Origin of the sequence: Novosphingobium huizhouense (assembly GCF_020179475.1) — a bacterium.
GTDB lineage: Bacteria > Pseudomonadota > Alphaproteobacteria > Sphingomonadales > Sphingomonadaceae > Novosphingobium > Novosphingobium huizhouense.
The window spans coordinates 673,390-689,943 of sequence record NZ_JAILXZ010000002.1 but is presented as its reverse complement, the minus strand read 5'-3'; the positions used below and the strand labels follow the sequence as shown (position 1 = coordinate 689,943).

The following is a 16,554-nucleotide window of genomic DNA, read 5'->3' as shown; positions in this document are numbered from 1 at the left end:
GCTAACGACCGGAAAATAAAACAATTTCGGGCCGCGTCGAAACAGGCGACGACGGGGGCGGCAATGGCCGGCAAGGTGAAGAGTTCCGATTGGCTGAAGCGCGCTTCGGCCGGCGGCCTGGGCATTGGCGTTGCAGCCGTTTTCGGCGTCGCGGCCCCGCACGCGGTGCTGGCGCAGAGCCTGCCGGCGACCGGCGGAATTCCCACGCGAGACCAGCTTCAGGGCGTCACCGGCGAGACCGCGCCTGCGCCTGCGCCGCGCCTGTCGATCGCCGGCGGGATCGAACATTCGCCCTGTCCCCTGGCCGACCCGCAATACGCCGACATCAAGGTCACCATCGGCCACGTGACGTTCAACGGGCTCAAGGGGGCGAGCGCGGAGGAACTGGAATCGGCGTGGAAGCCGTTCGCGGGCACGCCGCAGCCGATCGCCACGCTGTGCGAGATCCGTGACGCCGCAGGCACGATCCTGCGCAACAAGGGCTACCTTGCCGCCGTGCAGGTGCCGACGCAGCGCATCGAGAACGGCGAAGTGCGGATGGAGGTGCTCTATGCGCGCGTCACCGCGATCAGCGCGCGCGGCGAAACCCGCGGCGCCGAGCGCAAGCTGCAGGAATACCTCGGCCAGCTGACCAGGAACGAGATCTTCGACCGCAACAAGGCCGAACGGTATCTGCTGCTGGCGCGCGACCTGCCGGGCTACAACGTCCAGCTCACGCTGCGTCCCGCAGGATCTGCGCCGGGCGAGCTGGTCGGCGAGGTCACCGTGCTGCGGGTGCCGCTGGTCGCCGACCTGTCGATCCAGAACCTCGCGTCGCGGGCCACCGGGCGCTGGGGCGGCCAGCTGCGCGCGCAGGCGTTCGGCCTGACCGGGCTCGGCGACGCGACGACGCTGTCGTATTATGCCACCGCCGACTTCACCGAGCAGCACATTCTCCAGGCGAGCCACGAGTTCCGCCCGGGAAGCGAGGGCCTGGTTGTCGGCGGACAGTTCACCTACGCCTGGACGAAGCCCGACATCGGTCCGCTGCCGGGCGGGCTCGAGCTCGAGGCGAGGACGCTGTTCGCAAGCCTCTATGCGCGCTATCCGCTGGTCCGTTCGCAGCGGGCCAACCTGTGGCTCTCGGCCGGGCTCGACCTCGCCAACCAGGATGTCGACCTGATCGGCCCGCTGACGCGAGACCGGCTGCGGGTGCTGTGGACCCGGCTCGATGCCGATGCGGTCGACACGTCGCGCGCGTCGCCGGCATGGCGGGCCTCGGGCGCGCTCGAGCTGCGCCAGGGCCTCGACATCCTCGATGCCTCGCATGGCTGCGTCGGCGCCGGTTGCGTCGGCCACACCCCGCTCAGCCGCGCCGATGGCCGACCCGACGCCACGGTCGTGCGTGCGCAGGGCGAGTTCGAACGGGTCGTCGGCAAGGTCTCGTTCGCTCTGCTGCCGCGCGGTCAGTACGCCTTTACCCCGCTGCTCGGCTTCGAGGAGTTTTCGGGCGGCAACTATACCGTCGGACGCGGCTACGATCCGGGCCAGATCGCGGGTGACGATGCCGTGGGCGTCTCGCTCGAAGTGCGCGGCCCGCGCTATGCGGTGGGTCACGGCGACATTCGCGTTCAGCCCTATGTGTTCGGCGATGTGGCCTGGGCGTGGAACAAGGACGTGGATGGCTCCGACCGGCTGGTGTCGGTCGGCGGCGGGGTGCGCAGCGAATTGGGCGAACGGTTCCGGCTCGATGCGACGCTGGCCGTCCCGCTCGAAGGCACGCGCCTTGCCCCGGCGCGCCCCGATCCGCGCTTTCTGGTGACCCTGACGACCCGTCTCCTGCCGTGGAGGACCAACTGATGCCCCGCACCCGCAGCCGTGGCGAACTCGTCGCCGTATCGTCGCTCGCCGTGGCGACCGCGCTGGCCAGCGGCGTGATCGTCGCCCACGCCCAATCGTTCCAGGGGAACGGCGAAGTCGTCGCCGGGTCGGCCTCGATCTTTGCCACCGGCAGCACGACGACCGTCACGGTGAACAGCGCCAACGCGGTCATCAACTGGAACCCTTACGACGACGCCAGCGGCGGCGGGCCGATCGCGTTCCAGCCCCAGGGCACGACCACCACGTTCACCAACAACTTCGATACGACCGCCGACTTCGCGGTGCTCAACCGCATCCTGCCGGCCGATCCGTCGCGCCAGGTCCAGTTCGACGGTACGGTGATCTCGCAGTTGCAGACCGCATCGGGCACGACGCGCGGCGGCACCGTGTTCTTCTACAGCCCGGGGGGAATCCTGATCGGCTCGAACGCGGTGTTCGATGTCGGCAACCTCGGCCTGAGCGCGTCCGACATTCCGTTCGACCAGTCGACCGGCGCGTTCTCGACCAATGGCGTGGTCACCTTCCAGCAGGCCGACGCCGGGGCGACGATCGAGATCGCCAGCGGCGCGCAGATCAGCGTCGGCGCACCCGGGCCCGATACCAATTCCTACCTCGCGATCGTCGCGCCGAAGATCACCCAGAGCGGAACGATCGACGTCAACGGATCGGCGGCGCTGGTCGCGGCGGACGCCGCGACGATCGAGTTCTCGCCCAGCAGCCTGTTCAGCATCCGCGTCGACCAGGGCACCAGTGCGACCGGCACGGTCCTCCAGCACAACGGCTCGATCGGCGGTGCAGCGGGCAGTTCGACCGCTTTCATCCACCGCATCTACATGGTCGCGGTGCCGCGCAACGATGCGATCACGATGGCGATTGCGGGCGGCAGCTCGCTGGGGTTCGACGTGGCCGGCGCGGCCGACGTCGTGGGCAACACGGTGGTGCTTTCGGCCGGCTACGACGTCGTCGGCGGCAGCGCCAGCTTCGAGCGGTCGGCGGGCGGCGGGACCGGCGCTTCGGAGATCACGATCGGCGCCATCGCCGCAAGCTCGGCGGTGGACGCCAAGTCGACCGGGGCCACGACGCTGTCGATTGCGGGCGGCGCAACGGGCGCCTTCGCTTCGGACGTCACGTTGCGCGGCGCGGCTCTTCCCGGCGCCGACCCGGGCTTCGGGGCACAGGTCGTGGTCGATGGAGCGGACTCGTCGCTCGACGTGCAGGGCAACCTCTCGCTGGTCTCGCTCGATTCCGCGGTCGTCGGCCTTGGCGGCGTCAACGATACCAGCCTGGCTGCGGTGACCGTGTCCGCGGGCAGCCTCACCGTCGGCCAGCGCCTGTCGATCCGCGCCGATCGCACCGGTGCGGTCGACACCGCGCTCACCACCGGCGGCACCGCCTCCCTGACCGCCAGCGACGGCGCGTTCGTCGGCGTGGGCGAGGGCATCGACCTCGGCGCGAGCGGTCTTGGCGGAAGCGCCAGTTCGGCCGCCACGGCAGGCAGCGGCAAGGGCGGCGTGGCGCAGATCGTTTACGGCACCGGCGCCCAGATCGAGGCGCAATACATTGACGTCTTCGCCGAAGGCATCGGCGGCAATGTCTCGGGCGGCTACGGCGGCGGCGGCGGGCAGGGCGGATTTGCCTCGATCATCGCCGGCGAGGGCGGCGGATCGCTCACCGTTTCGGACCATGTCAGCATCGGCGCCAGTGGAACCGGCACCTATGGCGAGGGCTGCGCCACCTGCACCATCGAAGGCGGCACCGGGATCGGCGGCAACGCTGGCTTCGTGTTGAGCGGCAGCGCCGCCCACACCGTAAACATCGCCGGCGACCTGACGATCACCGCCAATGGCTTCGGCGGCAACAGCTATTCGGGCGTGGCGGGCAATGCGACCGGGGGCGTCGCCGGCCTGACGGCGACGGGTGCGCACACCGTCGGCATCGCCGGCACCACTTTCGTCAACGCCGACGCCTCGGGCGGGTCCCAGTCGTTCGTCTCGCGGTCCGGCAGCGCGCTTGGAGGCGTTGCGCAGGTCAAGGTCGATGGCGCGACGCTGACGCTCGGCGATCTCGACGTGAGCGCCACCGCCGAGGGCGGCGCCGATTACCTCGGCGGGCAGGGCGGCGCCGCGACCGGGGGGACGGCGCTGGTGCAGGTCCTCTCAAGTGGCAGCAGCCTGACCGCGGACGACGTCCGCGTCGCGACGTATGCCGAAGGCGGCGGTTCCGGCGAAGGCCAGGCCGGCGCAGGGGGCGACGGGCTTGGCGGCACCTCGTCCGTCGATGCCTTCGCCGGACAGATTTCCATGGCGTCACTGCGCGCCGAAGCGGGCGGTTACGGCGGCAATGGCGCAACCAGCGGGGGCAGCGGCACGGGCGGGTTCGCCGCCTTGCGCACCAGCGGCGGGGCGATCAGCATCAGCGGCTTGGCTTCGGTGCTCGCCGACGGCAGCGGCAGCATCGCAGAGTATGGCGGCAGTGGCACCGGCGGCCATGCGCTGATCTCGGCGACTGGCGGTTCCCTCGACTTCAGTCCGGATGGCGGCGAGGTGACGGTCCGCGCGCGAGGCCAGGGCGGTACGGGGTATTTCAAGGCGGGCAGCGGCACCGGCGGCCTTGCCGAAGCGATCGCGAGCAACGGCACGATCCGCTTCGACGGCGGGCTGGCGCTGGAGGCCGAAGGCCTTGGCGGCAGGGGCTCGATCGACTCCGACGGCAGCGGTGGCGGCGGCGGCGCGGGCAAGGGCGGGTCGGTCACGCTCGATGCCCGGTCGGACCTAGGCGGCGCTTCGACGATCACCGGGACCGATTTCAGGTTGAGCGCCTACGGGCGCGGCGGGGATGGCAGCGACGGGGAGGGCGTCAGCGTGCCCTCGGGCATTCTTACGCCCGGCAACGGCGGCCTCGGCGCAGACGGCACGGGCGGTTCGGTCCGCGTCAATGCGGGCGCAGGCAACGGCAACCTCACGCCGCGTTCGCTGACCATTGACGCCTCGGGCGAGGGTGGTCTCGGCGGAAGCGGCGGCGACAACGATTCCTCGACCGGCCCGGCCGGCGGCGCCGGCGGCACCGGCGGCGCGGGCTTCGGCGGGACGGTGCTGCTCGATACCGAAGGCGCGCTTGCGGGTGTCGCCTCGACCGGCTCGCTGGCGGCCGGATCGCTGGTCGTCAATGCCACCGGCACCGGCGGCCAGGGCGGATCCGGCGGCTTCGGCCCGACGCGCGGTCCGGCAGCGGCCGGCGGCGCCGGCACCGGCGGCGCGATCACGGTGCGGGCCGATCGCGGCGGATCGGTGATCCGCGTCGATGGCGAGACCAACCTGTTGGTGACCGGCTTTGGCGCGCAGGGCGTGGGATGCGCCAGCTGCTCGCATGACGGCGGTATGGGATTGGGCGGCACCATCCTCTTCACCGCCGACGGCACCACCACCGGCAACCGGCTCATGTTCGCCTCGGTGTTCACCGATGCCGGCGGCGTCGGCGGCGCATCGCTGACGACATCCGGCGGCAACGGGCGTGGCGGTTCGGTGCGGATCGAGGCGGGCTCGGGCCTCGACATCTTCGCCGATCTGCTCACGCTACGTGCTCCTGGCTTCGGCGGAACCGCGCAGGGCACCAATGTGGGCGGCGCCGGGAACGGCGGCACGGTCAACGTGGCGGTCCACGCCGGGGCGACGCTCAACGGCAACATGTCGATCGACGTCGGCGCTACTGGCGGCAACAACACCGACCAGGGCGGCATCGGCGGTTTCGCGCTGGGCGGCCAGGCCTATCTGCGCTCGATCGGCGGAGCGATCACGCTGGGCGACGTGGTGGTCGGCGCCACTGCCTTCGGCGGCGCGGGCGACCAGTCGGGCGGTACCGGCATCGGCGGCAGCGCGGAGGGCGGCTTCGCCTCGCTGACCGCAGGCAACGATGACGAGCTTGGCAACGGCGGCAGCATCGTCGCTCTCGGCCAGGCCACGGTCACCACTTATGCGTCCGGCGGCGAAGGCACCAACGGTGGCTCCGCAACGTCGGGCACCGCGGGGATCTATGCCCGCAACGGGTCGGTCGACCTCGCTTCGGTAACGGTGGACTCGCGTGCGCTGGGCGGTGCGGGGCGCGACGGCGGCGTGGGCGGAAGCGCCACCGCCGGGGCGGCGATCATCTCGTCGCAGAGCGATCTCGCCGGCAGCGCCAAGATCACGATCGGATCGGCAACCGTGCTGGCGCAGAGCTTCGGCGGCACCGGCGGCACCGCGCGCAACGGCACGGGCGTCGACGGCATCGGCGGGCGCGGCGGCGACGGGCTCGGCGGCAGCGTCGCGGTGCTCGGCAGCGCCGGGAACGGCGCGCTGATCATCGATACCGCGGTCCTCAGCGCGCAAGGCGCTGGCGGTGTCGGCGGCAACGGCGGCGACAACGACAGCACGGCCGGGGGCCTGGGCGGGCGCGGCGGCGACGGCCTGGGCGGCACCATCCAGGTCGGCACGCAGAGCGGGAACGATACCGGTGCGCTCAACCAGGGCTACGCGCGGTTCGGCACGATTTCGGCCTATGCGCTCGGCGCCGCAGGAAATGGCGGCAGCGGCGGCATCGGCGGGCTTGGCGACGGCGCGGGCGGCAATGGCGGCAATGGCGTCGGCGGCGGTGCGACCCTGCTGGTGCGCGGCGCGAACGTCTCGCTCAGCGGCGCAGGCTATTTCGACGCAAGCGCGGTGGGCGGCAGCGGTGGCCTCGGCAGCACCCAGGGCAACGGCGGCGACGCCACCGTCGGCGTCCCGGCCGATTCCCCCAACGGAGCGGATACCGCCGATGGCGCGCACCTGCTGGTGACCAGCCGCTATCTGCTCGATGCGCAGCGCGGTTCGCTCGATGCACAGGACCTGACCTTCGCCGCCACCGCGACGCAGGGCTTCGGCACGGTCAACGGCGTCGCCACCGCGCTCGGCGAACCGGTCGAGCTGACCGTGCGCAACAGCGACGTGTCTGCGCGCTCGCTGCAATTCTACGCGAGCGGCACCGTGCAGCCCGGCAACTTCGCGGCGCCGATCAGCGTGCAGAACGGCACGGTTACGGTAGCCTCCGGCTTCCAGTTCGATACCCCGGGCGACCTCACCGTGGTGGTCGACAGCGGGCGGCTGACGGCGGATCATGCCGAGATCCACGCGGGCAACTGGGTGTCTTCCGGCCTGACCGTGACGGCGCCCGGCTTGATCGAGGTGGCCAACAACCTTTCCGTCACCAGCGACCGCGACATCATCGGCGACGTCTCGTTCAAGGCCGGCACGGGCACGAGCATCACGGCCAGCGGCGCAGTGCGGCTGTTCGACGTTTCGGCCTCGGGCGATCTGCTGATCGGCGCGGGCGACACGATCAGCCTCGGCAACCTCGGCGCCACTGGGCTGGTCTCGGTGGTCGGCAGCGGCGACGTGGCGCTCGGCGCCATCGCGGCGGGCAATGCCGTTACCGTGAGCGCGGGCGGCCAGCTCGCCATCGGCGGCACGGTCGATGCCGTCGACCGCGCATCGCTGAGCGCGGCGGGGACGCTGACCGGCCAGGACGTCCACGTTGCGTCCTCGGGCAGCGCCGGTTCGACGCGCGAGCTTGCAGTGCTGAGCGACACCTCGATCACGCTCGGCAACCTCGATGCCCGCGCGACCCGGCTGTTCACCGCCGGTACGCTCGACCTCGGCCAGGTCAACGCGGTTGACGGGGCGCTGCTTGCCGGGGGGGACATTTCCCTCGCCGGAGCGGATGCGACCGGGCGCCTGCTGATTGCCGATTACGCGATGGCTGCGGCCGGCGGCTCGCCGCGCGGCTCGACCTACGACTACGATGCGCTGTTCGCCGCAAGCACGGTCCGTGCGACCGGCGCGATCGGGGCGACGGGTATGATCGCGGCGGCATCGCTGACCGCAGCAACCGCGCAGACGCTTTCGCTGCAGTCGCTCGACGTGACGGGTGCGGTGGTGCTCGATTCCGCCGGGACGCTTACGCTGGGTGGCGCGGTCGATGCCGGCGCCGCGGTGTTCACTGCTGCGGGCGGCATCAGCGGCGGCGATGTCACCGCAACCTCGCTCGACATCACCTCGCCCGGCGCGATCGCGCTCGGTTCGGTGCGGACGACGGGCGCGGTGTCGCTCGACAGCGCGAGCACGCTGAGCCTCGTCGACATCGCCAGCGGCGGCGACGTCACGCTGCGCGCGGTGGGCGACATCGCAATCCCGGGCGGCGCCCTGACCAGCCCGGCGGTCCAGGCCGAGGGCAGCTTCTCCGCAACCAGCTCCACCGGTGCGATCGCGCTCGGCGCGGTGCGGACGACGGGCGCGGTGACGCTCGACAGTGCGAGCACGCTGAGCCTCGTCGACATCGCCAGCGGCGGCGACATCATCTTGCGCGCGGTGGGCGACATCGCAATCCCGGGCGGCGCCCTGACCAGCCCGGCGGTCCAGGCGGCGGGCGGCGTTTCGGCGACCAGCACGGCCGGCACGATCGGCCTCGGCAATGTCGAAGCTCTCGGCGGCGCGATCGATCTCGACGGGCATGGGACGGTCACGACCGGTTCCCTCGCCGCGGGCGGGGCGCTCACGGTGCTCTCGCGCACGGATCGGGTCGTCACCGAAGACCTTTCCGGGAGCACGGTGACGGTGGGCGCGGCGGGGCCGCTCCTGCTCGGCAGCGTGACCAGCGGCGGCGCGCTCTCGCTGACCGCGACCGGCGGCGTGCTGACGCGTGGGCTCACCGCGGGCGCCGATCTGACGATTGCCGCCGGCGGCGATGTCAGCACCGCGCGTGAATCGGTTCTCGGCCCGGTTCCCCCGGGGCCGGGACCCGTAGGCGGGGTCCAGGCGGGCGCGGTCCGGGCCGGCGGGGCGATTGCGATCACAACCACCAGCGGCGGCATCGAGCTCGGGCAGGTAACCGCAACCGGCGGCGGGCTCGACCTGACGGCGCCCGGCGCCATCGTGGCGGGGACCATCGCCACGCAGGACGACATCGCCATTCGCGCGCAGGGCGGCAGCCTGTCGCTGTCCGACCTCGCCTCGTCGATCGGCTCGATCGGCCTGTTCGCCACGGGGGCGATCACCGCCGCCACGATGACCGCCGATACCGACGTCACCGTCGAGAGCACCGCGGGCGCGGTCCAGCTGGGCGCGCTGACCGCAGGGGGGGCGATCGACCTGCGCTCGGGCGGTTCGCTGCTCACCGCCGACCTCCTGGCGCAGGCCGGGGTGAGCGCGAACGCGGCGACCACCGCGACGCTCGGCGCGGTGACGGCATCGACCGGCGATATCACCCTCGATGCCGGCGGCGCGCTGGGCGGGCTCGGCCTGTTCGCGGCCGACGGGGCGATCACGCTGCGCTCGGGCGGCAATGCCGGGTTCCAGGCGGTGACCGCCTACGGCCCGGTGACCGCCAACGTCGCGGGCAACGCCACGTTCTCGAGCCTGTTCAGCCAGGCGGACGGCATCCAGGTCCGTTCGCTCGGGGATCTGACGGCGGGGCTGGTCGCGGCGAAGACCGATATCGCGCTGGTCGCGCAAGGCGGGCTGTCGCTTGGCCAGGTCATCGGGCGCGACATGGCCCTGCTCGCCGGCGGCAACGTGGTGGCGAGCGAGCTTGTCTCCGGGCAGATCGATCCCGAGACCGGCGCGATCGTCGCCGGACAGGGGCGCATCCTGGTCGGCGGATCGGCAACGGTCATCAACACGGTCGAGGCCGGCGCCTACGACGTCGCCGCGCTGGCTTCGGCGCCGTCGCCCGTGCGCACCGGTGGAACGATCCAGATCACCCAAGCTTCGGGTGGACGGTTCGCCTCGGCCTCGGCCGGCGGCGCCACGCTCGGCCAGATCGACGCGAGCCAGTCGATCATGGTCGACAGCGGCGGTCTTGCGCTCGTCAACGCGCGCTGGGCGGCGCCTTCGATCACCGTCGCGTCGACCGCGATCGCGATCAACACCGCTTCGCTCGACGGCGAGCCGCTCGGGCTCGATGCGGGCGCCAGCGGCACGATCCTGCTGCGCTCGTTGAGCCAGAACGGCGTCACCCTGGGCGATGGCTTCGGTTACACCGAGTGGAACCTCAGCGCACCCGAATGGGCGCTGATCCGCAGTGGCTCGCTCACCGTGCGCGCGCTCGATGGCGCGGGCGCTGCCGATATCCGCATCGGCAATCTCGCCATCACCGGGCCGCAGTCCGGGAGCACGATCGACGATCCCAACGGCAGCGTCCGGTTCGAGACGGTCAACGACGCAGGGCAGATCTCGGGCGGCATCCGCATCCTCGGCAATGTCGCCGCGCGGGGCTTCCTTGCCACCAACGCGCTCGAGTTCGCCACCGGCCGCTTCGAGCTGGACGCTGCGACCGGCTCGCTCGCGATCACCGGCAGCGGTCAGGCGCTCTCGGGCACCCTGCGGATCACCGCCGCGGGCATCCATGTCGCCGAGGGGACGATCCTCGACAAGCTCGCGCAGGACATCGCCTATACCGGTCTCGTCGCCGATCTGGCGCGCCCGACGGCGGTCCAGCGGCCCGACGGGGTGCTCGCCGCGGGCGGGTTCGACTTCACCGTGGGGCGCAGCTTCTACGTCCAGAACACCGGCACCGTCGATGCGCCCGCGGGCTTCGTCACCGCCGCCGACGGCTTCCGCATCGTTCCGCTCGGCACCTTCCCGGTGCGGATGATCGTCAGCGGCAGCTTCCTCGACGGCAGCGGCAAGATCCTCGCCGGCAAGGATGCCTTCACCGCCTTCGGCCAGAACCACAGCCAGATCCAGTTCTTCGGCACCGACAGCCAGGTCAACGGTTGCCTGATCGCCGCAACCACTTGCGGCAAGGTGACGACGCCGGTCGAGGAGCCGGAGATTCCCGTCGAGATCGCGGGACCGACGATCTCCAACCAGATCGAGATCCTCGGCCAGAACGATCTCGGCAACACGCCCGGGTTCACTCCCACTCCCGATGCCGATGGCGAGCAGCCCTCGGATGAGCAGAAGGACGCGGCGAACGATGCGGCCGGGCCGCCGATCGTCCCGCCCACCCCGCTGATCGACATGCGCCCGCTCAACCCGCCCGGCCGCATCGAGGAACCCGTCGCGGGCAGCGGCAACCCGGCGCTGATGGGCTCGCCGGTCAACGAGAACACCGCCGAGGGAGGACAGTGATGCGCGCGCGACTGATCGGGGCGAGCCTTGCCGCGCTCGCGCTCACCCTGCCGGGGATCACCGAGGCCAAGGCGCCGCCGCTGTCGATCCGCAACTCGTTCCGCATCGGCTCGTCGGGGGTGATGTGCACCGCGCAGAACGCTCCGGTCGATGCGCGCCTCGGCGGCATGTTCGATCGCTCCTACCGGCTCACCTGCCGCGACGCGGCGGGCGCGGTCGGCTCGCTGATCGCGGTGCGGCGCGACGTCGTGCCGGCAACCGAACCCAGCGCGCTGCCGGGCGTCACGCTTGAGTGCGCCGAGCCGGGCGCGGCGACGCTCGACGGGTTGGGGGCGGTGCAAAGCCTTGCCTGCAAGGACCCGCGCTCGCGGGTCGACTATCGCCGCTACCTCGTCAGGCGCGGCGGGGTAAGCTACTTCGTCGAAGGGCTCGCCGGCTACGACCCGGCGCTGCGGCTCGCGCTGGCGAGCGTCGCGACCGACCGCCCGGTGCCGGGCGAGATCCGCGTCGCCAGCACCGAAGTGTCCGACCCTGCCGCCTTCGCCCGCGTCCAGGCGGGGCAACTCGACCAGTCGGGCGCGCGCGATGAAGGCTACCTGCGCAACAATGGCGGCAGCTTCGCCGAATCCGCCGAGTTCTTCGAAGCGCTCGCCAGCCGCGACCGCGCCGCCGATCCGCAGGACCTTTCCGAAGCGCTGGCAAACCAGGGCCTGCAGCAGTCGAACCTCGGCAACTTCGCCGCGGCGCAGCGCCTGTTCGAGCAATCGCAGGCCACGCTCGGCGCTGGCGACGGAGTGACCCAGCGGCGGCTGCGCAACTACCGCGCGATCGACCTGCTCAACCAGAAGAAGCCCGATGCGGCGCTGGCGCAGCTCGCCAAGCCGGTGCCGCCGGTAAGCGTCACCTTCGACCGCGACAAGCTGGCGATGGGCGAAATCAACCTGCCGCTCGCCGAGCAGATCAACCGCGAGAACGATACCCTGCTGCGGCTGGGCGGCGCAGATCCGGGGCTCACCCCGGCCGAACGCGCCGAGATCCTCGATGCGCAGGGCGTGGCGCTGTCGGGCACGGCCGAGCGGCTCAAGGGCCGCTATGCCGAAGCTCTCGCCAAGCTTGCCGAAGCCGATCGCCGGCTCGCCGCGGTGCGCGGCGGGCGCGTCGATTCGACCGGGTGGATGCGCTCGGAAATCCAGATCGAGCAGGCGCTGCTCAACGAGGCGCAAGGCCGCAAGGGCGAAGCCGGGGTCGACTTCGATCGCGCCATCGCCACGCTTGCCGCAGCGTTCCCGCAATCGCCCGCGCTGCTCGCGGCGCAGGCGCGCAAGGCGGCGTTCCTTGGCCGCAGCGGCGATGCCGCGGGGGCCAAGGCGCTCTACGCCAGCGTGATCGAGCAGAGCGCGCTGGTCAGCGACAGCGGGACGATCCTGCGCGAGATGCTCTCGCCCTACTTCGGCCTGCTGGCCCGTGACGGCGATGCGGCCAGCGCCGCCGCGATGTTCACCGCTGCGCAAGTCCTCCAGCGCCCCGGCGTCGCGCAGACCCAGGCGGTGCTGGCGCGCGAACTGTCCGAAGGCAACGACGATGCCGCCGCGCTGTTTCGCCTGTCGGTGACCCGCAGCCGCGACATCGCGCGCACCGATGCCGAGGTGACGCGGCTGGCCGCCTTGCCCGCGCCGACCCCGCAGGAACAAACCGCCCTGTCCGCGGCACGGGAGACGCTGGCGTCGCTCCAGCGCGACCAGACCGAACTGGTCAGCAAGCTTGCCGCCTATCCGCGCTACAACGTGCTCGCCCCGCAGCGGGTCACGCTGGGCGAATTGCAGCAGGCGCTGCGCCCGGGCGAGGCCTACTACAAGCTGATCGCGGCGGGCGACAGCCTCTACGCGCTGTTCGCGAAGCCCGATGGCGCGCAGACCTTCCGCCTCGACCTCGACCGCAACAAGCTTGCCGACGAGGTTCAGGCGATCCGCGATTCGATCGTCAAGGTCGAGAACGGCAAGCAGGTGAACTATCCGTTCGACCTCGACCGCTCGCGCGCGCTCTATCGCACGCTGTTCGGGGCGATCGACGCGCAGTTGCCGGCGGTGAAGCACCTCGTGTTCGAACCCGACGCCGCGATGCTGCAATTGCCGCCCTCGGTGCTGGTCACCGACGACAAGGGCATCGCCGCCTACAAGAAGCGCACCAGGTCGTCCGATGCCGATGCCTTCGACTTCACCGGCATCGCCTGGCTGGCGCGCGGTCGCGAAATTTCGATCGCGGTTTCCCCGCGCGGTTTCCTCGATTTGCGCAAGCTCTCGCCTTCGCACGCGCCGCGGCCCTACCTCGGGCTCGGCCACAATGCGGTCCCGGCATTCCGTCCGGTCGCGGCCGTGGCGGACGAGTGCGACTGGCCGCTGGTCACCTGGCAACGTCCGATCGCGGCCGACGAACTGGTCTTCGCGCGCCAGACGATCGGCGGAGCGAGCGACGTGCGCACCGACGCCACGTTCAGCGATTCGGCGCTGCTCTCGGACAAGACGCTCGACCAGTACCGGGTGCTGCACTTCGCGACGCACGGCCTCGTCACCGCGCCGCGCGCCGATTGCCCGGCGCGGCCCGCGCTGGTCACCAGCTTCGGCGACCAGGGCTCGGATGGCTTGCTCAGCTTCCGCGAGATATTCGACCTCAAGCTCGATGCCGACCTCGTCATCCTGTCGGCCTGCGACACCGCCGGCATGGCGACCGTGGCGGCCAGCCGGGAGGCGGGCGTCACCACCGGCGGCAACTATGCGCTCGATGGCCTGGTCCGCGCCTTCGTCGGCGCGGGCGCGCGCTCGGTGATCGCCAGCCATTGGCCCGTGCCCGACGACTTCGACGCGACCAAGCGCCTGATCGGCGGTGTCGTCGGTGCAAGGCCGGGCGAACCGTTGGCGCAGGCGCTCGAGGAAGCGCAGGGCAAGCTGATGGACGATGCCAACACCTCGCACCCGTTCTACTGGGCCGCGTTCATCATTCTGGGCGACGGCGCGAAGCCGCTGCTTCAAGGCGCACAGCCTTCGCCCACCCAGGCGTCGCGCTGACAGGAGAAAAAGCTTGCGAGCGTTCGGAGGCCGATTTTTCCTTTAAAAGGAATTATCTACCCGCTGATAGACATGGCAAGCCCCCCGTGACACTGAGGTCGCACGATTCGAGAATTCGGATCGAAAAGGGGGGTTCTTTATGAAGTATTTTGTTGCGCTGGCGCTTGCTGTTCTGCCGTCGGCTGCTTTTGCGCAAGATCCGCAGGCCACGCTGCGCGAAGTCGTGCTTGCGCCCAATGCGGAAGTGGTGGTCACGCCCAACGACACGCTGACCTCCAAGGGCAAGAAGCTGAAGGAGGGCGCGAAGTTCCGTCTTTCGACGATGTTCGACGTGATGCAGGACGGCTATGTCCTCATTCCCAAGGGCACCTCGGGCGAAGGGACGGTGACGTTCCTCACCAACAAGGGGGCGTTCGGCAAGTCGGGCAAGATGGAAGTGTCGTTCGATTACCTCGATTTCGCCGGGCGCCGCATCCCCTTGACCGGATCCTACCGCCAGGAGGGTGAGGGCAATACCGGCGCGACCGTTGGCGCCGCTGTCGCCGTGGGGGTGTTCTCGGCGTTCGTCACCGGCCGTTCGGCAACGATCGTCAACGGCGAACAGTTGCGCGCGCACACGGTCGAACCGCTCCACTTCACGGTCCCGGGCGATGCGCCCCGACTCGTCACGGGGTCGCTGGTCGACAAGGCCGCGGCCGTTCCGGCGGCGGAAAGTGTCGCCGCGCCCGCGGCAGTGGCCCCGGCGGCAAGCGCGAAGAACTGAACTTGCGGCAAAGCTTTGCCGAATGAACAACGCCGGCGTTGTTGCATCGATTGCAGCAACGCCGGCTCCAGCAACTTGGCGGTTTTCGGGCGGCCGCCGCGCGTTGTGGGACGATCGGGGCGCAAGTCGGAAGCGAACCGGCAATCGGTCGTGCAATAGTGGATTGATACTAATGCCCCAAGGGGCAATGGTTAAAATCCTCATGCGAAACCATGGGCTCAACCTCGGAAAAGGCCGAGCCCATGAACGTCACCACGACTGCCAACGGTTCTTCGCGTCAGATCCTCTGCCCGCTCGATGAAGCCAATTACCGGCATTACGGCCCGATCAAGGTGATGGTCGGCCGCTACGCGAGGGGTGCTCTCGACAATCTCTACCGCGCGATCTCGATGGATCGCGAGGCGCTGGCCTTGCTGCCGACGCAGGAAATCCGCGATCGCGCCTCGTCGGCGCAGTATCGCCACTGGCAGGACCTGTTTTCAGGGCCGTTCGACAGCAACAGCCAGGCGCGCTCGCAAAAGATCGGGCGGATCCACGCCGACGTCGGGCTCAAGCCCAGCTTCTACATCAGCTCCTACGCCTACGTCATCGAGCAGGTCATCATCGGCATGCTGTCGCGCCGCGTCGTCACGCCGCTCAACGGCAAGTCGGTGGGCAAGATGATCGGGACGTTCGTCAAGACTGCGCTGCACGACATGGAGGCCGCGCTCGGCGCCTATTTCGATGCCGAAAGCCACGCGCGCGAAAAGGTCATCGGGGAAATGAGCCGCGCGCTCGGCGAGGTGGCGAAGGGCGACCTGCGGGCGCAGCTCGACGAGCTTCCGCCCGCCTATACCGAGCTTGCCGAGCACTTCCACAAGATGCGCTACAACATCAGCAAGCTGGTGACCAAGATGACCGATTCGGCGAGCAACGTCCGCGTCGGCGCCGAGGAGATCAGCTCGGCCGCCAGCGACCTTGCCGACCGCACCGAAGTCCAGGCCGCCACGACCAGCCGCATCGCCCAAGTAATGCGCAACGCGACGCAGTCGGTGGTGCAGACCGCAAACCTCGCGCAGGAGGTCGACACCAGCCTGTCGGACCTGTCCAAGCACGCCGAGCAGGGCGGCAACGTGATGACCCAGGCGGTCACCGCGATGGACAAGATCCAGGCCTCGTCCTCCGAAATCGCCAAGATCATCGAGGTGATCGACGCCATCGCCTTCCAGACCAACCTCCTCGCGCTCAACGCCGGCGTCGAGGCGGCGCGGGCGGGCGATGCGGGCAAGGGCTTCGCGGTGGTCGCCTCCGAAGTGCGCGCGCTGGCGCAGCGGACCACCGAATCGGCGAGCATGATCAAGCAGCTCGTCGTCAACTCGGCCGAGGACGTGCGGGTCGGCGTCGATCTGGTCGGCGATACGCGCCATTCGCTCGGCGCGATCATCTCCGGGCTCGAGACCGCCGCGACCAAGGCGGCCGAGATTTCCGCGTTCTCGCAGAACCAGGCCGCCGACATCCAGTCGCTCAACAGCGACCTCGAGCAGATCGACCGCAACTCGCAGCACAACGCGGCGATGGTGGAGGAGTCCAACGCGGCCGCCCGCAGCCTGTCGGAAGAGGCGCGCTCGATGGCCGCGATCATCGGCACCTTCCGCTTCGAGCGGCGCGAAACGCTGCGCCCCAAGGATGCCGAAGTCTGGGACCGCCGCCCCTCGCGCGCAGCCTGAGCGGCCGGCGGGTGCGAACG

General features: G+C 70.4%; 5 protein-coding genes. All 5 read left to right on the top strand.

The genetic code is table 11. The annotated features are described in order from the left end of the window. The first annotated feature begins 75 nt into the window (after positions 1 to 75). The 5 genes from K3A85_RS11540 (at position 76) to K3A85_RS11520 (ending at position 16,534) form a co-directional block, all read left to right on the top strand. Positions 76 to 1,839: a ShlB/FhaC/HecB family hemolysin secretion/activation protein gene (locus K3A85_RS11540; RefSeq protein ID WP_225206648.1), complete on the top strand. Its 1,764-nt coding sequence runs from the start codon at positions 76 to 78 to the stop codon at positions 1,837 to 1,839. Beyond that, entirely contained in the window at positions 1,839 to 11,003 is a 9,165-nt protein-coding gene (locus K3A85_RS11535; RefSeq protein WP_225206647.1) for a hypothetical protein, read from the top strand. Before K3A85_RS11540 ends, K3A85_RS11535 begins: the two co-directional genes overlap by 1 nt. Beyond that, complete coding sequence (locus tag K3A85_RS11530; protein ID WP_225206646.1) at positions 11,003 to 14,065, top strand: CHAT domain-containing protein; 3,063 nt, start codon at positions 11,003 to 11,005, stop codon at positions 14,063 to 14,065. The genes K3A85_RS11535 and K3A85_RS11530 overlap by 1 nt, the downstream gene beginning before the upstream one ends. A gap of 139 nt (positions 14,066 to 14,204) precedes the next feature. Then, a complete protein-coding gene (locus tag K3A85_RS11525) occupies positions 14,205 to 14,828 on the top strand; it encodes a hypothetical protein (protein ID WP_225206645.1) in 624 nt (207 codons plus the stop codon). Positions 14,829 to 15,070: 242 nt separating this feature from the next. Beyond that, positions 15,071 to 16,534 (top strand): globin-coupled sensor protein, encoded by a 1,464-nt coding sequence (locus tag K3A85_RS11520; protein ID WP_225206644.1) that lies wholly within the window; start codon positions 15,071 to 15,073, stop codon positions 16,532 to 16,534. The last annotated feature ends 20 nt before the right edge of the window (positions 16,535 to 16,554 follow it).

Coding starts and splice junctions, on each gene's coding strand:
- K3A85_RS11520 (WP_225206644.1), top strand. CDS start 15,071: ATGAACGTCACCACGACTGCCAACGGTTCTTCGCGTCAGATCCTCTGC.
- K3A85_RS11530 (WP_225206646.1), top strand. CDS start 11,003: ATGCGCGCGCGACTGATCGGGGCGAGCCTTGCCGCGCTCGCGCTCACC.
- K3A85_RS11525 (WP_225206645.1), top strand. CDS start 14,205: ATGAAGTATTTTGTTGCGCTGGCGCTTGCTGTTCTGCCGTCGGCTGCT.
- K3A85_RS11535 (WP_225206647.1), top strand. CDS start 1,839: ATGCCCCGCACCCGCAGCCGTGGCGAACTCGTCGCCGTATCGTCGCTC.